Annotated in this window: 17 protein-coding genes; 4 read left to right on the plus strand and 13 right to left on the minus strand. The window is 71.7% G+C overall.

Annotated elements, in window-relative coordinates:
- Nucleotides 1-4 precede the first annotated feature (4 nt).
- From OG294_RS16255 to OG294_RS41140, 3 genes are all read right to left on the minus strand, one after another.
- The gene (locus OG294_RS16255; protein ID WP_327067215.1) at nucleotides 5-793 is read right to left on the minus strand and encodes an ABC transporter ATP-binding protein; all 789 of its coding nucleotides are present in this window, start codon (nucleotides 791-793) and stop codon (nucleotides 5-7) included.
- Between the two features lie 177 nt (nucleotides 794-970).
- A complete protein-coding gene (gene ssuE, locus OG294_RS16260; RefSeq protein ID WP_327067216.1) occupies nucleotides 971-1531 on the minus strand; it encodes an NADPH-dependent FMN reductase in 561 nt (186 codons plus the stop codon).
- A gap of 209 nt (nucleotides 1532-1740) precedes the next feature.
- Nucleotides 1741-1839 (minus strand): putative leader peptide, encoded by a 99-nt coding sequence (locus OG294_RS41140; protein WP_442789171.1) that lies wholly within the window; start codon nucleotides 1837-1839, stop codon nucleotides 1741-1743.
- A gap of 168 nt (nucleotides 1840-2007) precedes the next feature.
- Between OG294_RS41140 and OG294_RS16265 the strand changes: the two genes are divergently transcribed.
- Nucleotides 2008-3291 (plus strand): LCP family protein, encoded by a 1284-nt coding sequence (locus tag OG294_RS16265; protein WP_327067217.1) that lies wholly within the window; start codon nucleotides 2008-2010, stop codon nucleotides 3289-3291.
- Between the two features lie 77 nt (nucleotides 3292-3368).
- Here the strand turns inward: OG294_RS16265 and OG294_RS16270 are convergent, their stop codons facing one another.
- The 5 genes from OG294_RS16270 to OG294_RS16290 all read right to left on the minus strand — a co-directional run bounded on the left by OG294_RS16270 (nucleotide 3369) and on the right by OG294_RS16290 (nucleotide 9523).
- The gene (locus OG294_RS16270; protein ID WP_327067218.1) at nucleotides 3369-4088 is read right to left on the minus strand and encodes an SDR family oxidoreductase; all 720 of its coding nucleotides are present in this window, start codon (nucleotides 4086-4088) and stop codon (nucleotides 3369-3371) included.
- Between the two features lie 74 nt (nucleotides 4089-4162).
- Nucleotides 4163-5743, minus strand: coding sequence for a GMC family oxidoreductase (locus OG294_RS16275; RefSeq protein WP_327067219.1), 1581 nt, complete (start codon nucleotides 5741-5743; stop codon nucleotides 4163-4165).
- A gap of 59 nt (nucleotides 5744-5802) precedes the next feature.
- Nucleotides 5803-7071: an MFS transporter gene (locus OG294_RS16280; RefSeq protein ID WP_327067220.1), complete on the minus strand. Its 1269-nt coding sequence runs from the start codon at nucleotides 7069-7071 to the stop codon at nucleotides 5803-5805.
- A 432-nt stretch (nucleotides 7072-7503) separates the two neighbouring features.
- A complete protein-coding gene (locus OG294_RS16285) occupies nucleotides 7504-8187 on the minus strand; it encodes a DUF4232 domain-containing protein (protein WP_327067221.1) in 684 nt (227 codons plus the stop codon).
- A 172-nt stretch (nucleotides 8188-8359) separates the two neighbouring features.
- Nucleotides 8360-9523, minus strand: coding sequence for an acyl-CoA dehydrogenase family protein (locus OG294_RS16290; RefSeq protein WP_327067222.1), 1164 nt, complete (start codon nucleotides 9521-9523; stop codon nucleotides 8360-8362).
- A gap of 183 nt (nucleotides 9524-9706) precedes the next feature.
- Here OG294_RS16290 and OG294_RS16295 point away from each other — a divergent pair, with 183 nt between their 5' ends.
- Together OG294_RS16295 and OG294_RS16300 are read left to right on the plus strand one after the other, a co-directional pair.
- Entirely contained in the window at nucleotides 9707-11047 is a 1341-nt protein-coding gene (locus OG294_RS16295; RefSeq protein ID WP_327067223.1) for a UDP-glucose dehydrogenase family protein, read from the plus strand.
- Nucleotides 11048-11137: 90 nt separating this feature from the next.
- On the plus strand, nucleotides 11138-11548 hold the full coding sequence (locus OG294_RS16300; RefSeq protein WP_327067224.1) for a CoA-binding protein: 411 nt from the start codon (nucleotides 11138-11140) through the stop codon (nucleotides 11546-11548).
- Nucleotides 11549-11554: 6 nt separating this feature from the next.
- Here the strand turns inward: OG294_RS16300 and OG294_RS16305 are convergent, their stop codons facing one another.
- The 3 genes from OG294_RS16305 to OG294_RS16315 are packed head-to-tail and all read right to left on the minus strand — an operon-like array spanning nucleotide 11555 to nucleotide 14445.
- Entirely contained in the window at nucleotides 11555-12748 is a 1194-nt protein-coding gene (locus OG294_RS16305; RefSeq protein ID WP_327067225.1) for a dipeptidase, read from the minus strand.
- A gap of 12 nt (nucleotides 12749-12760) precedes the next feature.
- Complete coding sequence (purE, locus tag OG294_RS16310; protein ID WP_327067226.1) at nucleotides 12761-13291, minus strand: 5-(carboxyamino)imidazole ribonucleotide mutase; 531 nt, start codon at nucleotides 13289-13291, stop codon at nucleotides 12761-12763.
- Nucleotides 13288-14445, minus strand: coding sequence for a 5-(carboxyamino)imidazole ribonucleotide synthase (locus OG294_RS16315; RefSeq protein WP_327067227.1), 1158 nt, complete (start codon nucleotides 14443-14445; stop codon nucleotides 13288-13290). The genes purE and OG294_RS16315 overlap by 4 nt, the downstream gene beginning before the upstream one ends.
- A 236-nt stretch (nucleotides 14446-14681) precedes the next feature.
- Here OG294_RS16315 and OG294_RS16320 point away from each other — a divergent pair, with 236 nt between their 5' ends.
- A complete protein-coding gene (locus tag OG294_RS16320) occupies nucleotides 14682-15218 on the plus strand; it encodes a GtrA family protein (protein ID WP_327067228.1) in 537 nt (178 codons plus the stop codon).
- A gap of 80 nt (nucleotides 15219-15298) precedes the next feature.
- Here the strand turns inward: OG294_RS16320 and OG294_RS16325 are convergent, their stop codons facing one another.
- Nucleotides 15299-16543 (minus strand): ATP-binding protein, encoded by a 1245-nt coding sequence (locus OG294_RS16325; RefSeq protein ID WP_327067229.1) that lies wholly within the window; start codon nucleotides 16541-16543, stop codon nucleotides 15299-15301.
- A gap of 17 nt (nucleotides 16544-16560) precedes the next feature.
- Nucleotides 16561-17235, minus strand: a complete 675-nt coding sequence (locus tag OG294_RS16330) for a response regulator transcription factor (protein ID WP_035848478.1) — start codon at nucleotides 17233-17235, stop codon at nucleotides 16561-16563.
- Nucleotides 17236-17276 lie beyond the last annotated feature (41 nt).

Genomic DNA, 17276 nt, shown 5'->3' on the forward strand with positions numbered 1-17276 from the left:
CGGCTCAGCTGGTGCGCTTGCCGTCGAAACGGCGCATGCGCTCGAGGACGGAGTCGGCGGTCGGGGCGTGCATCTCGTCGACGATGCGGCCGTCGGCCAGGAAGAGCACCCGGTCCGCGTAGCTCGCGGCCACCGGGTCGTGGGTGACCATCACGATGGTCTGCGCCAGCTCGTCCACCGAGCGCCGCAGGAAGGTCAGGACCTCGGAGCCGGAGCGGGAGTCGAGGTTTCCGGTGGGCTCGTCACCGAAGATGATCTCCGGCCGGGCGGCCAGGGCCCGGGCCACCGCGACGCGCTGCTGCTGGCCGCCGGAGAGCTGGGTCGGCCGGTGCTTGAGGCGCTCGCCCAGACCGACGGTGCTGACGACCTGGTCGAGCCAGGCCTGGTCGGGCTTGCGCCCGGCTATGTCCATCGGGAGGGTGATGTTCTCCAGCGCGTTGAGCGTCGGAAGCAGGTTGAAGGCCTGGAAGATGAAGCCGATCTTGTCCCGCCGCAGGCGGGTGAGCTGCTTGTCCTTCAGCCCGGTGACCTCGGTGTCACCGATCCAGATCCGCCCCTGGCTGACCGTGTCGAGACCGGCCAGGCAGTGCATCAGCGTGGACTTGCCGGAGCCGGAGGGCCCCATGATCGCCGTGAACCGGCCGCGCTCGATGTCCACGTCCACCGCGTCCAGGGCGGTGACCCGGGTCTCGCCCGCGCCGTAGGCCTTGGTCACCTGCCGCGCGCTGGCGGCGCTCGTGGGCCGGCCGCCCGGGTTCTCGGAAGTCTGCACGGCTGCAGATGCAGTCGTCACGTCTGGCTCCTAGGTCGTTGTTCCCCCGAGCCCGGCCCCCTTGACAGCAGGGGCCGAGCCGATGAAATCAACCTAGGGCATGAGGTCAGGGCCCTCGTCATCCGGCGGGAGGACGCTGGACGACCAGAGTTGTACGGGTCCCGGAGCGGGTCCCCCTAGGGGTCCGGGGAGGCTCTCTCAGGGGCGCGCGAGCAGCGCCGGCTCGGCCCGCGGGCGCAGCGCGGCGGCGAACGCGTCGACCACCGGGCGCAGCAGCACGTCGGTCTCGCGCTCGACCACCGTGACGCCGTCCTCGCGCACCGAGATGTGCCGGTCCAGCACGAACCAGCCCTGGGTGATGTGGCTCGCGCCCATCGAGGAGAGCACCGGGCGCAGCGCGTAGTCCACGGCCAGCACGTGGGCCGTGGAGCCGCCGGTGGCCAGCGGGAGCACGGTCTTGCCGGCCAGCGCGTACTGCGGCAGCACGTCCAGCAGGGCCTTCAGCAGGCCGGAGTAGGCGGCCTTGTAGACGGGCGTGCCGATCACCAGGCCGTCCGCCCCCTCGACCAGCTCCAGGGCGCGGGCTATCTCCGGATGCCGGGTGTCGCCGGCCAGCAGCGGCTCGGCGGGCAGCTCGCGGACGTCGAGCGGAAGCACCCGGTGCCCCTCGGCGGCGAGGTGGGCGCCGACGTGGCGCAGCAGGCGGGTGGTGCGGGAGGTCGGGGACGGGGAGCCGGAGACGGCGAGGACGGTGGCCATGGTTCACAACCTCAGGGTTGCCGCGGGCGAGCGGCGGGGCGGGCACGCGGGAGGTGGGCAGCCGGGACGCGGCCGGGCCGCGAGGGTGCGGCGGCGTGACGGTGCGACCGGGCGGGCGGGTGGCACAGCTGCGACGGGAGCACCCCGGGGGCGGCACGCGAGATCCGGCCGAGGGGGGCCTGGTGAAGGGTGGCGGGGGCGGCGGGTGGTCAGCCGCGGGCACGGGGACGACAGAGCGAGCCGGAGACACGCTGCAGGTCGACGTGCCGCCGACGCGTGAGACTCGGGCTCTGGTCCATGGTTCTCATGCAAACACGCGCTCTTCCGGGCGGTCAAGGTTCGTCTCGACCGCCGGGCGTGCTTCCCGGGTCCCCGTGCGCCGGGAGCGTCCCGCGCCTGCATCAACTCTGCTACAAGCGACCCGCAGGAGGGCACGAGTCGGCTTCGGGGCGAATCGATCGGGCATTCTCGACAGCATGAACACGTGGCAGCAGGGCCGCCCGAGCGGCGGTGGCAGTGGGTACGGCGGCCAAGACGGTGCGGCCGGTGGCGGCGCCGAGCCGCCGCTGCCGCCCGGTCTCTCGCCGCGCGCCCCGGGCGCACCCGCCGGACGGCGCCCGCCGGCGCCCCGGCCCGCCCAGGCCCAGCAGTCCGGGCAGCGCCCGCCCCAGGTGCCGGGGCAGCCGCTGCGGCAGCCCGCCGGACCGGCCGGTCCCGGTGGCGCCGGCGGCCCGGGCGGACCCGGCGGCCCGGTGCCGCAGGCCCGCAAGCGCTGGCCGCGCCGCCGCAAGATCAAGTACGCCGTGCTCGGGGTGGTGCTGGCGGTGCTGGTCACCGGCGTGGGCACCTACTTCTGGGCCGACTCGAAGCTGCAGCACCAGAACGTGCTCGCCGACTACCCGGGGCGCCCGGCGGCGGGCAAGGGCTCCAACTGGCTGATCGTCGGCTCGGACAGCCGGGACGGTCTGACCGCCGCGCAGAAGCAGGACATGCACACCGGCTCGGACGACGGCAAGCGCAGCGACTCGATGATGATCCTGCACATCGGCGACCACGGGAACACGCTGATGAGCATCCCGCGTGACTCCTGGGTGCCGATCCCGGCCCACCAGGACACCTCGGGCAGCGGCCGGACCATCGCCGCCACCACCTCCAAGATCAACTCGGCCTTCAACAACGGCGGCGGCGAACTGCTGGTGCGCACCGTGGAGTTGAACACCGGCATCCACATCGACCACTACGCCGAGGTGGGCTTCGCCGGGTTCGTCGGCATCGTGGACGCGGTGGGCGGCGTGCACATGTGCATCGACAAGGACATCCAGGACACCGACTCCGGGCTGAACCTGAAGGCCGGCTGCCAGACCCTGAACGGGACGCAGTCGCTGGCCTTCGTGCGCCAGCGCCACCAGATGGCCGACCAGGACCTGGGCCGGATGCGCAACCAGCAGAAGTTCCTCTCCGCGCTGGCCCACCAGGCGGCCTCGCCGGCCACGCTGCTCAACCCCTTCGAGCTCTACCCGCTGATCGGCTCGGGCCTGGACACCCTGATCGTCGACAACAACACCGGCCTGACCGACCTGGCCACCCTCTTCGAGGCGATGCGCACGGTCAGCAGCGGCGACGGCAAGAGCATCACGATCCCGATCGGCAACGCGGACTACCACACCAGCACCGGCGAGTCGGCGGTCAAGTGGGACCCGGCCAAGTCCAAGCAGGTCTTCGACGCGATCAAGAACGACACCGCGGTGCCGGCCTTCTGATCCACCGCCCGCAGCGAGCACGGCCCGGGAGTCGCACTCCCGGGCCGTGCCGCGTTCGGTGCCGCCGTGGGCGGCCCTCAGACCAGCACGTGGCCGCCGTCGACGGTCAGCACGGTGCCGGTGGTGAAGGCGTTGTTCAGCAGGAAGATGTACGCCTGCGCGATCTCCTCGGGCTCGGCGACGCGCTTGGTCAGCAGGTGCGGACCGAAGGTGTCGTAGATGGCCTGCGGGTCCGGCACGCTGGCGCCCCACATCTCGGTCCTGGCCGGGCCCGGACGCACCGCGTTGACCCGCACCGCAGGACCGAGCTCGACCGCGAGCGCGCGGGCCAGCGACTCGGCGGCCGCCGTGCTGCCGGCCGCGACCGCGGTGCCCGGCGCCGGGCGGGTGGCGACGCTGCCGGAGCTGAGCACGATCGAGCCGCCCGCCCGGATGCCCGGGGCGCCGAACTTGGCGCTGAGGAAGGCACCCCAGTAGCGGATGTCGAAGAAGGCCTTGGCCTCGGCCGCGGTGATCTCGGCCAGGCCCTTCATCAGCAGGGCGTCGCCGGCGGTGTAGACCAGGTGGTCGAACTCGCCGACGGTGGCGAAGAAGTCGCGGATCCGGGCCTCGTCGGTGACGTCGAGCCGGTGGCCCTCGGCGTCGCCCCCGAGCCGCTTGACCGCGGCGTCCACCCGGTCCTGCTTGCTGGACGCGACCACCACGGACGCGCCCTCGGCCGCGGCCAACGTGGCGGCGGCGAAGCCGATCCCGGAGGTGCCGCCGATCAGGACCACGCGCTTGCCGTTCAGGCTCATCGGAATGCCTCTCTTGCGAAAAGGTGGGTTGGAGCTCTGTGGTGCGTGCCGCACTTCTGAGATCTGACGTAACGTCAGTTCGTTTCGTCCAGAAGCCAGTCGGCGACCCGCTCGCCGATCATGATGCAGGTCAGGTTGGTGTTCGAGCGGACCATCACGGGCATCACCGAGGCGTCGGCGACCCGCAGGTTGGTGGTGCCGTGCACCCGGCACCGGTCGTCCACCACCGCGGTCGGATCGTCGGCCGGTCCCATCTTCGCCGTGCCGACCGGGTGGAAGTGCGTGATGACCGTCTTCTGCAGGAACTCGTCCAGCACTTCGTCACTTCGCAGCACCTCGGCGCCGGGCCAGACGTTCCCCGTGGTCAGCAGCCGGAACTCCGGCTGGCGCGCCAACTCCCAGCACAGCCGCAGGCCTTCGCGCATCTTGCGCAGATCCTCCGGGTCCTGCAGGTAGTTGGCGACCACGATCGGCTTGGCCTCGGGGTCGGTCGAGTCGATGGTCACGTGGCCCACCGAGCGCGGCAGCTCCAGGCCGACCGAGAACATCATCGCCCGGTCGGTGCCGAGCGGCTCCTTGACCCAGGAGCCGTAGCCGTTCAGGTCGACGTGGCTGAAGACGTAGAGCTGCATGTCCGCGAACTCCGCGGAGCCCGGGGCGGTGAACTGCAGCAGCATCTGGGTCACCGGCGTCGCCTCGTCGTAGACGCCCGGACGCAGCTGCAGCGACAGCAGGTTGGTGCAGTGGTCGAGGAAGTTCTCACCGACGCCCGGCAGTTCGGCCACCGGCGCGACCCCCAGCTCGGCGAGCCGCTCCGGTGCCCCGATGCCCGAGCGCAGCAGGATCGCGGGGGTGGCCACGGTGCCGGCCGACAGCGTGATCCGGTCGGCGTACAGCTCCTCGGCCACCCCGTCGGTGACCACCCGCACCCCCACCGCCCGGGTGCCCTCGAAGAGGATCCGGTCCACCGTGGTGTTCGCCCGGATGGTCAGGTTGGGGCGGCTGCGGGCCGCGGCCAGGTAGCCGATCGCGGTGGAGATCCGCTGCCCGTCCACCAGGTTCTGCGGCAGCGGGCCCACGCCGAGCGCGCCGGGGGCGTTGTGGTCGGCCACCTCGGGGAAGCCGAGCCGCTTGGCCGCCTCCTGGAGCGCCTTCTGCTGGGGCGTCAGCTGGGCGTCCTGCCAGCGCCAGATGGGGATCGGGCCGCCCGCGCCGTGCAGCCTGGGCCGGCCCTCGGGGACCGGCTGGTCGCCGAAGTCCTGGTCGTCCTCCAGCTTCACGTAGTACGGGAGGACGTCCTCCCAGGTCCAGCCCTCGTTGCCGACCTTGGTCCAGGCCTCGAAGTCCAGCGGCTCGGGCCGCATGGCCAGCGAGACGTTGATCGCCGAGGTGCCGCCGACCACCTTGCCGCGCGGGAACCCGATCGTGCGGCCCGGCACCGCCTCGGCGGTGTAGCCCCAGTCGTGGGTGCCGATCGCGGGGTAGAGGCCGTTGCGCAGCGGGGCGGGCAGCTCGGCCGGGTCCGGGTAGTCCGGCCCCGCCTCGATCAGCAGGACCCTGCGGTCGGCGTGCTCGGACAGCCGGGCCGCGATGACCGCGCCGGTCGATCCGGCACCGATGACGATGTCGGTGTGATCGGGGTGGGAGGGGGTCATCGCGGCTCTCCTGCCTGCTGGTCGGTGTGTGTGCTCAAGGGCCGTTCGGGGGCCGGGAGTCAGCTGGTCAGCTGCTGCGGCGGGTTGTAGGCGATCCGGCGCTGCTTGCTGGCCGCCTCGGCCGCCACCCACATGAGCAGCGCGAGCCCGGCGAAGACCGCGCCGATCACGCTCACCCCGGTCCAGCCGTACGAGGCGTACGCCCAGCCGGAGCCCGCCGAGCCGGCGATGCCGCCGACCAGGTAGAGGGTCATGTACGCGGTGGTCAGGCGGGAGCGGGCCTCGGGGCGCAGCCGGTAGATGATGCTGAGGTTCATCACCTGCATGCCCTGGACGCCGAAGTCGAGGACGACGATGCCGGCCAGGATCGCGATCAGCCAGCTGCCGCCGTGCAGCACCATCAGGCCCCAGCTGATCAGCACCGAGCTGAGCAGCAGACCGGTGGCCACGCTCTCCTTGCCCCGGTCGGCCAGCCGGCCCACCAGCCGCGCGGCGATCGCGCCGACCAGCCCGGCGAAGCCGAACAGGCCGATCACGCCCTCGTTGTAGTGGTAGGGCGACTTGGCCAGCAGGAAGGCCAGCGAGGTCCACAGCACCTGGAAGCCGGCCTGGGAGAAGAAGCCGTAGGCGGTGCGCAGCCGCAGCACCTTCTCCTCGCGCAGCAGCGAGACGGCCGAACCGAGCAGCTTGCCGTAGCCGAGCTTCTCGCCCGCGGCCTGGCTGCTGGGCAGCAGCTTGAGCAGGGCGATCGCCAGGACGGCCACCACCACGGCGTCCACCACGTAGACCAGCCGCCAGCCGCCGAACTCGGCGATCACGCCGCCGGCGGTGCGGGCCAGCAGGACGCCGAGCAGCACCCCGCTCATCACGCTTCCGGTGACCCGGCCGCGTTGTTCGGGTGCCGCCAGGTTGGCCGCGAAGGAGACCATCAGCGGGGAGACGGTGGAGACGACGGCCGCCACGATCTCGGCCACGATCAGCACCCCGAGCGAGGGGGCGGCCGCGGCCAGCAGCTGGAAGACCGCCACCACGCCGAGCATCGCGACGACGAGCTTGCGCCGGTTGACCATGTCGCCCAGCGGGACGAGGAAGGCCAGCCCGAGCGCGTAGCCGATCGGCCCGGCGGTGACCACCCAGGAGGCCGCGCCGCTGCCGACGTGGAAGGTCTGGGCGATCGAGGTGAGGAGCGGCTGCGCGTAGTAGGTGTTGGCGGCCGAGAGGCCGGCGGTGGCGGCGAAGAGCGTCACCATGCCCTTGGAGATGCCGGCGGCGGGCGGCGTGACCTCCGCGGCCCGCGCTCCGCGCGTCTGGTTCTGGGTGAGCGCCATGGGACTGGCTGCCTTTCGGGAGGCTTTCGGCTGGGGAAATCCGGTGGAACCCCGAATTCCGGGGCCCTTCTTCACGTCATCGAGATTATCCGGCGAGGCGCGCTCGGAGAATTCCTCCTCGGTACCCCTTCCGATGGCCCGAAGGTGGTATCTGATCCGGGAATATGATGCCCAGCATCCCTTGGTACGACTGGCCACCAGGGGCACTGTCGCAACTTCGGGAGAATAGGACGTCACATTTCGGAGGGTCGTTCCAGATATTCACCGCCGAGGTCGTCGGCGACATTCGCCGGGCTCAACCGGAGCCAGTGGCAGGCCATTCCCTGATGCCTCTTTAGTGGTAGCCGGGCCGCTCGCAGGAGGCATGACGAAGCCCTCCCGCCCCGGTCAGGGGCGGGAGGGCTCGCGGGGTGCGGCGCCGCGCCGCGGGCGTCAGGAGGTGAAGTCGACGCCCTCGTGGGTCGGCTGCAGCGAGCCGACGGTGAACCCGGCGGCGGAGACCAGCAGCTGGTCCACCGGCTTGCCGTCCACGCTCAGCACGTTGGCGGTGACCTGGGTGGTCTCGTCCGGCGGGGTGACGGTGAGCCCGGCCAGCACGTTGCAGTTCGGGTCGGCCTTGTCGCAGGAGGACCACTTCAGGCCGGCGAAGGCGCTGTCACCGGGCTTCAGGGTGGTGGCCATCGGCGCGCCCGGGTAGGCGACCCGGTTGGTCTTGACCACCATCGGGCTGTTGTCGGCCCGCAGGCCGCCGTAGCCGAGGTAGCCGTAGACGGTGCAGGTGCGCGAGCTCTTGTTGGTCACCAACACCATCGCCGAGTCGGGCAGGATCGAGGACGGCTGGAGCTGGACGTCCACCGTCAGGTCCCCGGTGTGGCAGCGGGAGGAGGCGTCGGCGGTCGGCTTGGCGGTGCCGGCCGGGGTGCCGGGCTTGGCGCTCGTCCTCGCCCCCGCACCGGTGCTCGACGCGCCGGCGGGTACCGGCGTGTGCGAGGCGGCGGGCGCGGCGGCGGGCGCACTGGCCGCGGAGGTCGCCGGTACCTCGTCGTTGCACGCGACCGCACCCAGCCCCAGCGCGATCGTGGTGACCGCGACCGCCATCGCCTTGCGCAACCTCATGACTCCCCCAACGGGTGGTGTTGATCAGTACGTCTCTCATCACGCCCTCACCCGCCGTTCAGTTCGCGTCCCGGTGTCGCGGCTGCGTAACAAGCGGTCGTCCGGCACGCAACAGCCCCCCGCGCCGGACGGGGCGCGGGGGGCTGTCGGGTGCCCGGCGGTCGGGCCGTGGTCAGGCGCTCGGAAGGTTCCGCGCCATCACGATCCGCTGGACCTGGTTCGTCCCCTCATAAATCTGGGTGATCTTGGCGTCGCGCATCATCCGCTCCACCGGGTAGTCGCAGGTGTAGCCGTAGCCGCCGAGCAGCTGGACGGCGTCGGTGGTGACCTCCATCGCGACGTCCGAGGCGAAGCACTTGGCCGCCGCACCGAAGAAGGTCAGGTCGGCATCGACGCGCTGCGACTTCGCCGCGGCGGCGTAGGTGAGCTGGCGGGCGGCCTCCAGCTTCATCGCCATGTCGGCGAGCATGAACTGGATGCCCTGGAAGTCGCCGATCGGCTTGCCGAACTGCTTGCGCTCCTTGACGTAGCCGGCGGCGTAGTCGAGCGCGCCCTGGGCGATGCCCAGCGCCTGGGCGGCGATGGTGATCCGGGTGTGGTCCAGGGTCTTCATCGCGGTGGCGAAGCCGGTGCCCTCGGCGCCGATCATGCGGTCGGCCGGGATCCGGACGTTGTCCAGGTAGACCTCGCGGGTCGGCGAGCCCTTGATGCCCAGCTTCTTCTCGGGGGCACCGAAGGAGACGCCCTCGTCACCCTTCTCCACCACGAAGGCCGAGATGCCCTTGGAGCGCTTCTCGGGGTCGGTGACCGCCATGACGGTGTAGAACTCCGAGACGCCCGCGTTGGTGATCCACCGCTTGACGCCGTTGAGCACCCAGAAGTCACCGTCGCGCACCGCGCGGGTCTTCATGCCCGCCGCGTCCGAACCGGCGTCCGGCTCGGAGAGGCAGTAGGAGAACATGCCCTCGCCCCGGGAGAGCGCTCCCAGGTACTTCTGCTTCAGCTCCTCGGAGCCGGACAGCTGCACCGGCAGCGAGCCGAGCTTGTTGACGGCCGGGATCAGCGAGGAGGAAGCGCAGACCCGGGCGACCTCCTCGATCACGATCACGGTGGCCAGCGCGTCGGCACCGGCGCCGCCGTACTCCTCGGGGACGTGCACCGCGTGCAGGTCGTTCGCCTCCAGGGCGTCGCGCGCCTCCTGCGGGAACCGGCCGTGCTCGTCCACGTCGGCCGCGAACGGGGCGATCTTGGCCTCGGCGAGCGCTCGAACCGTCTCGCGGAGCATCTCGTGCTCCTCCGAGATGCGGAAGAGGTCGAAATCGGCATTGCCAGCCATGGTCTGCTGCCCCTTTGCGAAACGACGTTAGTTACTGTTCAGTAGATCCCCATTCTAGGCCTGGCCGGCGTGATGACCAGACGTGACGTCGATGACATGCCGAGCGCCCGATACCATCGGTGGCTGCACCTCACTCCTGTCCTTCGCCGGTTCTGATCCGGCGGCCCGTGAAGGGGAAGCCCCGTGGCCCTGCGCATCTCGGTGATCGGTACCGGCTATCTCGGTGCCACGCACGCGGCCTGCCTCGCCGAGCTGGGCTTCGAGGTCCTCGGGATGGACATCGACCCGGACAAGCTCGCCTCGCTGGCGGCCGGCCAGGTGCCGATGTACGAGCCCGGACTCTCCGAGCTGCTGGTCAAGCACGTCGCCGGGCACCCCGGCTCGACCGGCCGGCTGCGCTTCACCTCCTCGCCCCAGGAGGTCGGCGAGTTCGCCGACGTCCACTTCATCTGCGTCAACACTCCGCAGAAGAAGGGCGAGTTCGCCGCCGACATGTCCTACGTCGAGCTCGCGGTGGACGCGCTCGCCCCGCACCTGGGGCGCCCCGCGCTGGTGGTCGGCAAGTCCACCGTGCCGGTCGGCAGCGCGGGCCGGCTGGCCGAGCGGCTGCAGGCGCTGGCCCCGGCCGGCGAGGGCATCGAGCTGGCCTGGAACCCCGAGTTCCTGCGCGAGGGCTTCGCGGTCGGCGACACCCTGCACCCCGACCGGATCGTGGTCGGCGTGCGCGAGGGCGGCCGCGCCGAGGAACTGCTGCGCGAGGTGTACGCGACCCCGCTGGCCGACGGCGTGCCGATGGTGATCACCGACTACCCCACCGCCGAGCTGGTCAAGGCCGCGGCCAACTCCTTCCTGGCCACCAAGATCTCCTTCATCAACGCGATGGCCGAGGTCTGCGAGAGCGCGGGCGCCGACGTCACGCTGCTCGCCAAGGCGCTCTCCTTCGACGAGCGGATCGGCGGCCGGTTCCTCAACGCCGGACTCGGCTTCGGCGGCGGCTGCCTGCCCAAGGACATCCGGGCCTTCATGGCCCGGGCCGGCGAGCTCGGCGCCGACCAGGCGCTGACCTTCCTGCGCGAGGTCGACTCGATCAACATGCGCCGCCGCTCGCGGATGGTGGAGCTGGCCCGCGAGCAGTGCGGCGGTGGCTTCCTGGACCGCCGGGTGGCCGTGCTCGGCGCCGCCTTCAAGCCGAACTCGGACGACATCCGCGACTCCCCCGCGCTCAACGTGGCCGCCCAGATCCAGCTCCAGGGCGCCCAGGTGACCGTCTACGACCCCAAGGCGATGGACAACGCCCGCAAGATGTTCCCCTCGCTCTCCTACGCCGTCTCGGCGAGCGAGGCGGCCGTCGGGGCTCACGTGGTGCTGCACCTGACGGAGTGGCAGGAGTTCCGCGAGCTGGACCCGGTGGCGCTGGGCGAGGTCGTCGCCGAACGCCGGCTGCTGGACGGGCGCAACGTGCTGGACGCCCCGCGCTGGCGCGCGGCGGGCTGGACCTACCGGGCGATGGGCCGGCCGAGCTAGTGCCGCGTCAGGCAACCTTCGCCCCGTCGGGCAAAAGTTGCCTGACGCGGCACTAGGAATCGCGGATCCCGTCGCGGTGTTGGACCTCTCATGACCGACTTCCGCGACAAGGCGACCGTCCGCGAGATCCTCACCGCCACCGGGGACACCTGGGCGGTGGTGGGCCTGTCCACCAACACCCGCCGCGCCGCCTACGGCGTGGCCCAGGTCCTGCAGCGCTACGGCAAGCGGATCGTGCCGGTGCACCCCAAGGCCGAGACGGTGCTCGGCGAGCAGGGGTACGCCACCCTGGCCGACATCCCGTTCGACGTCGACGTGGTCGACGTCTTCGTGAACAGCTCGCTGGCCGGCGAGGTGGCCGACCAGGCGGTGGCCAAGGGCGCCGGGGCGGTCTGGTTCCAGCTCGACGTGATCGACGAGGCGGCCTACGAGCGGACCACGAAGGCCGGGCTGCGGATGGTCATGGACCGCTGCCCGGCGATCGAGATCCCGTTGCTCTGACCGCTCTCAGCCGTCCAGCTGGGCGATGGTGGCGATCGACGGCCCGCGGGTGGCGCGCAGCTCGGCGGCGACCGACTCGGCGGCGCCCAGCACCCGCACCGCGTTGCCCCAGGTGAGCTTGGACAGGTCGGCCTCGGACCAGTGGCGGCCGAGCAGTTCGGCGATCAGGTTGGGGTAGCCCGCCACGTCGTCCAGGCCCGCCGGGGTGAAGGCGACCCCGTCGAAGTCGCCGCCCACGCCGAGGTGGTCGATGCCGGCCACCTCGCGCATGTGGTCCAGGTGGTCGGCGACGGTGGCCGCGGTGGTGATCGGGCGCGGATCGCGGGCCTCCAGCTCGCGCAGCACCTTCATCGCCTCGGGTGTGTGCGCGAGGTGGTGGAAGCCGTGCTTGGCCAGCTCCTCGGAGGCCCGGTCGGTCCAGGCGCGGGCCTCGGGCGAGATGAACTGCGGGACGAAGGTGACCATCGCCACCCCCCCGTTGGCGGGCAGCTGGGCGAGCACGTCGTCGGGGATGTTGCGCGGGTGGTCGTGCACCGCGCGCGAGGAGGAGTGCGAGAAGATCACCGGCGCCCGGCTGACCCGCAGCGCGGCGCGCATGGTGTCGGGCGAGGTGTGCGAGAGGTCGACCAGCATGCCGACCCGGTTCATCTCCCGCACGACCTCCTCGCCGAACCGGGTCAGACCGCCGGCCGCCGGCTCGTCGGTGGCCGAGTCCGCCCAGGGCACGTTGCTGTTGTGCGTGAGCGTCATGTACCGCACGCCCAGCTGGTGCAGGGCGCGCAGGGTGGCCAGCGAGCAGTTGATGCTGTGCCCGCCCTCGGCGCCCATCAGCGAGGCGACCTTGCCCTCGGCCCGGGCGGCCTCCATGTCGGCGGCCGTCAGGGCCAGCCGCAGCCGGTCGGGGAACCGGTCGACCAGCGCCCGCACGAAGTCGATCTGCTCCAGCGTGGCGCTGACCGCGTCGTCGCCCGTGTGGTCGGCGGAGACGTAGACCGACCAGAACTGCCCACCGACCCCGCCGGCGCGCAGCCGGTCGAGGTCGGTGTGCAGGCGGCTGCGCTGGTCGGCGGCCAGGTCGATGGCGTCCAGGTCGTAGCCGGCCTGCTTGCGCATCGCCCACGGCAGGTCGTTGTGGCCGTCCACCACGGGGGCGGTGGCGAGCAGCGTACGGGCGCGGTCGAGCAGTTCAGGGGTCGTCATGACCCCCATCCTCTACCGGCTGAAGCCGAAGGAGGTCGAACCGGCCACCTTGGCGCGCAGCTTCTTGCCCTTCTCGGTGGCCTGGGCGTTCAGCTCGGCCTGGAAGTCGACCATCTTCTCGGTGAGTTCCGGGTCGAAGGCGGCGACCATGCGCACCGCCAGCAGGCCCGCGTTGCGCGCACCGGCCACCGAGACGGTGGCCACCGGCACGCCGGCCGGCATCTGGACGATGGAGAGCAGGCTGTCCATGCCGTCCAGGTAGCGCAGCGGCACCGGGACGCCGATCACCGGCAGCGGGGTCACCGAGGCGAGCATGCCCGGCAGGTGGGCGGCGCCGCCGGCCCCGGCGATGATCGCCTTCAGGCCGCGCCGGTGGGCCTGCTCGCCGTAGCCGATCATCTCGCGCGGCATCCGGTGCGCGGACAGCACGTTGACCTCGTAGGGCACCTCGAACTCGTCGAGCGCCTGGGCGGCGGCCTCCATCACCGACCAGTCGGAGTCGGAGCCCATGGCGATGCCGACGACAGGGGAGGAGCTGCTCATTCGGTGATGGTCCCTCTCAGGTACGCGGCCGCGTGACGCGCCCGCTCGCGCACGTCGTCGAGGTCGTCCCCGAAGACGGTGACGTGACCGACCTTGCGGCCGGGCTTCACGTCCTTGCCGTACATGTGGATCCGCAGGCCCGGGTCACGGGCCATGCAGTGCAGGAAAGCGTGGTACATGTCGGGGTAGTCGCCGCCGAGCACGTTGACCATCACGGTCCACCGGGCCCGCGGGCGCGGGTCGCCGAGCGGCAGGTCGAGCACCGCGCGCAGGTGGTTCTCGAACTGCGAGGTGACCGCGCCGTCGATCGACCAGTGGCCGGAGTTGTGCGGGCGCATGGCGAGCTCGTTGACCAGGATCCGGCCGTCGCGGGTCTGGAACAGCTCGACCGCCAGGTGGCCGGTGATGTCCAGCTCGCCGGCGATCCGCAGGGCCAGCTCCTGGGCCTCGTTCGCGAGCGCGGGGTCCAGGTCCGGGGCGGGCGCGGTGACCTCGGCGCAGACCCCGTTCTCCTGCAGGCTCTCCACCACCGGGTAGGCGACCGCCTGCCCGCTGGGCGAGCGCACCACGTTCGCGGCCAGCTCGCGGACGAAGTCGACCTTCTCCTCGGCGAGCACCGGGACGCCGGCCAGGAACGGCGCGCGCGCCTGCTCCTCGTCGGCGACCACCCAGACGCCCTTGCCGTCGTAGCCGCCGCGCACCGTCTTGAGGACCACCGGGTACCCCTCGCCCTCGCCCGCGAAGGCGGTGACGTCGGCCGGGTCCGCGACCAGGCGGTGGCGCGGGCAGGGCACCCCGATGGAGTCCAGCTTGGCCCGCATCACGCCCTTGTCCTGGGCGTTGACCAGTGCCTCGGGGCCCGGCCGCACGGCGATGCCGTCGGCCTGCAGGGCCCGCAGGTGTTCGGTGGGGACGTGCTCGTGGTCGAAGGTGACCACGTCGCAGTCGGCGGCGAAGCGGCGCAGCGTCTCCAGGTCCCGGTAGTCGCCGAACACGGTGTCGGCCACCACCTGGGAGGCGGAGTCCTGCGGGGTGTCGGCGAGGAGCTTGAACCGGATCCCCAAGGGGATGCCCGACTGGTGTGCCATGCGGGCCAACTGCCCGCCGCCGACCATGCCTACCGTTGGAAATTTTGCACTGCCCGGGAGAGTCACGCTGCCAGGATATCCGGGCCGCTCAAACCGGGTGCGCGGCCACTGCGGGCGAGGCGTCCCCGGTCGGCGGGAAGCCCCGGGACGAGCTCGCGCGCGAGTGCCGCCGTCGGGAGCCGGTAGCCTGGATGGCCTGACCCAGACGGGGCACTGTTGTGATCATGTGCCCGCGGCCGTCTGCCCGTTGGCAACGGCCCCGGGGACAGCCACTCAGAACAGGCACACAGGAGACCTGACGGATGACGAAGCACAGCGCTCCGCGCCCCTCCCTGATCCAGCGACTGCGGGGCGCCTCCGGTGAGGTGCTGAAGTTCGCGGTCGTCGGCCTGGTCGGCATCGTGGTCAACTTCGGCGTCTCCAACGCCGTGATCCACGCCACCCACTGGGCGCCGGTGCGCTGCTCGGTGATCGGCACCGTGGTGGCGATCCTCGCCAACTACCTCGGCTACCGCTACTGGGTCTACCGGGACAGCGACGCGGCCTCGCGCCGCCGCGAGATCACGCTCTTCCTGCTCTTCAGCGGGATCGGCCTGCTGATCGAGAACGGCGCGGTCTGGTTCACCACCTACACCCTGGCCATGACCGGCACGGTGGCCTACAACGCCTCCAAGGTGGCCGGCACCGCCGTGGCCACGCTGTTCCGCTTCTTCTCCTACCGCACCTGGGTCTTCAAGGCGATGCCGGAGCTGGCCGAGCACGAGCAGCTCGCGGACCAGCCGGTGGTGGCGCAGGCCGAGCGGATCCTGGCCGCCGAGGACGCGGCCTACATCAAGTAGCGCGAAGCCCCCGCACGAAGCCCGGGCGAGCACCCCCCGGCGAACCCCCCGCCCGATGGTCAGCCGACCGTCGGGCGGTTTCAGCCGACCGTCGGGCGGTTGAGGAACAGGGCGAACACCGGCGGCCGCAGCGACAGCAGCTCCAGCCGCCCGCCGTCCGCCTCCGCGAGGTCGCGGGCCACCGCCAGGCCGATGCCGGTGGAGTTGCGCCCGCTGACCGTCCGTTCGAAGACCCGGTTGCCCAGCTCGGCCGGCACCCCGGGGCCCTCGTCCTGGACCTCGACCACCACCGAGCTGCTGGACGGCCGCACCCGCAGCGTGACCGTGCCGGCGCCGTGCATCAGCGAGTTCTCGATCAGCGTGGCCAGCACCTGGGAGACGGTGCCCGGGGTGCCGAGCGCGACCACCCCGGCCAGCCCCTCGGTCACCAGCCGCCGCCCGGCACCGCGCATGGTGGCCGCCCACTCCTCGCGCTGCTGGCGGATCACCTCGTCCAGTTCGAACCCGCCGGCGGACGGCCCGTGCGTGTCGCGCTGGTTGGTGAGCAGCCGCTGGACCACGTCGGTGAGCCGCTCGACCTGCTGGAGCGCGATGCTGGCCTCCTCCCGCACCGTCTCGGGCTGGTGGGCCAGCGCGGTGATCTCCTCCAGCCGCATGGAGAGCGCGGTGAGCGGGGTGCGCAGCTGGTGCGAGGCGTCGGCGGCCAGCCGGCGTTCGGCGGTGAGCATCCGGCCGATCCGCTCGGCGCTGGCGTCCAGCACCTCGGCCACCCGGTCCAGCTCGGCCACCCCGTAGCGCCGGTCGCGCGGGCGCGGATCGCCGGAGCCGAGCCGCTCGGCGGTCTCCACCAGGTCGGTGAGCGGCCGGGCCAGCCGGCGGGCCTGCCAGACCGCGAGCGCGACCGCGGCCTGCACGGCCAGCAGCGCGACCAGGCCGAGCAGCAGCAGCATGTGGCCGATCTCCCGGTCGACCTCCGAGCGGGACTGCTCCACGGTCACCGTCTCGCCGCTGGCGCCGGATTCGGTGGCCCGCACCGGGTCGTCGCCCGCGGGCCTGCTCCCGATGGTGATCAGCGGCTGGTCCGGGACCTGGATCTCGGCGTAGTAGCCGTCGACGACCTGGCTGCCGATCCGCTCCCCGGTCACCGGCTCGTGGGCCGCCAGCCTGGTCTCCACCAGGCCGAGCAGCCGCACGGCGGCGGCATCGGCCCGCTCGTTGGCGGTGTCGATGATGCTCTGCTTCTCCACCAGTGCGAGCGGTACGCAGAACACCACGACCACCACCAGGACCACACCCAGCAGCGAGTTGATCATCCTGCGTTTCACGCGGTGGTGCCCCGGACCTAGTTCTTCTCGAAGCGGAAGCCCACGCCGCGCACGGTGGCGATGTAGCGCGGGTTGGTCGCGTCGTCGCCGAGCTTCTTGCGCAGCCAGGAGATGTGCATGTCGAGCGTCTTGGTCGAGGTCCACCACGTGGTGTCCCAGACCTGGCGCATGATGTCCTCACGGGTCACCACCCGCCCGGCGTCCCGCACCAGCACCCGCAGCAGCTCGAACTCCTTCGCGGAGAGGGTCAGTTCCTCCTCGCCGACCCAGGCGCGGTGCGACTCGATGTCGATCCGCACGCCGTGCGCGCCGGTGGACAGCGAGTCCACGTTGCCGCGCCGCAGCAGCGCCCGGACCCGGGCGAGCAGCTCGGCCAGCCGGAACGGCTTGGTGACGTAGTCGTCGGCGCCGGCGTCCAGGCCGACCACGGTGTCCACCTCGTCGGCGCGGGCGGTGAGCACCAGCACCGGGCAGCTCTTGCCGTCGGCGCGCAGCCGGCGGCAGACCTCCAGGCCGTCCATCTGCGGCAGGCCCAGGTCGAGGACGACCAGGTCGACCTCCTCCTCCAGCCCCGCCTCGAGCGCCGACGGGCCGTCCTCGCGGACGAGCACCTCGTAGCCCTCACGGCGCAGGGCACGGGCCAGCGGTTCCGAGATAGCCGGGTCGTCCTCGGCGAGCAGCACACAGGTCATGCTGCGAATCGTAGTCCGCCCGGGGCCCCGCGATCAGTCCC

This window comes from Kitasatospora sp. NBC_01302 (assembly GCF_035976515.1).
In the GTDB taxonomy this organism is placed as follows: domain Bacteria; phylum Actinomycetota; class Actinomycetes; order Streptomycetales; family Streptomycetaceae; genus Kitasatospora.

Excerpts from the sequence above, each read along its gene's own strand:
- ssuE (WP_327067216.1), bottom strand. The coding sequence starts at position 1,531 with ATGGCCACCGTCCTCGCCGTCTCCGGCTCCCCGTCCCCGACCTCCCGC.
- OG294_RS41140 (WP_442789171.1), bottom strand. The coding sequence starts at position 1,839 with ATGAGAACCATGGACCAGAGCCCGAGTCTCACGCGTCGGCGGCACGTC.
- OG294_RS16265 (WP_327067217.1), top strand. The coding sequence starts at position 2,008 with ATGAACACGTGGCAGCAGGGCCGCCCGAGCGGCGGTGGCAGTGGGTAC.
- OG294_RS16270 (WP_327067218.1), bottom strand. The coding sequence starts at position 4,088 with ATGAGCCTGAACGGCAAGCGCGTGGTCCTGATCGGCGGCACCTCCGGG.
- OG294_RS16275 (WP_327067219.1), bottom strand. The coding sequence starts at position 5,743 with ATGACCCCCTCCCACCCCGATCACACCGACATCGTCATCGGTGCCGGA.
- OG294_RS16280 (WP_327067220.1), bottom strand. The coding sequence starts at position 7,071 with ATGGCGCTCACCCAGAACCAGACGCGCGGAGCGCGGGCCGCGGAGGTC.
- OG294_RS16285 (WP_327067221.1), bottom strand. The coding sequence starts at position 8,187 with ATGAGGTTGCGCAAGGCGATGGCGGTCGCGGTCACCACGATCGCGCTG.
- OG294_RS16290 (WP_327067222.1), bottom strand. The coding sequence starts at position 9,523 with ATGGCTGGCAATGCCGATTTCGACCTCTTCCGCATCTCGGAGGAGCAC.
- OG294_RS16300 (WP_327067224.1), top strand. The coding sequence starts at position 11,138 with ATGACCGACTTCCGCGACAAGGCGACCGTCCGCGAGATCCTCACCGCC.
- OG294_RS16305 (WP_327067225.1), bottom strand. The coding sequence starts at position 12,748 with ATGACGACCCCTGAACTGCTCGACCGCGCCCGTACGCTGCTCGCCACC.
- purE (WP_327067226.1), bottom strand. The coding sequence starts at position 13,291 with ATGAGCAGCTCCTCCCCTGTCGTCGGCATCGCCATGGGCTCCGACTCC.
- OG294_RS16320 (WP_327067228.1), top strand. The coding sequence starts at position 14,682 with ATGACGAAGCACAGCGCTCCGCGCCCCTCCCTGATCCAGCGACTGCGG.
- OG294_RS16330 (WP_035848478.1), bottom strand. The coding sequence starts at position 17,235 with ATGACCTGTGTGCTGCTCGCCGAGGACGACCCGGCTATCTCGGAACCG.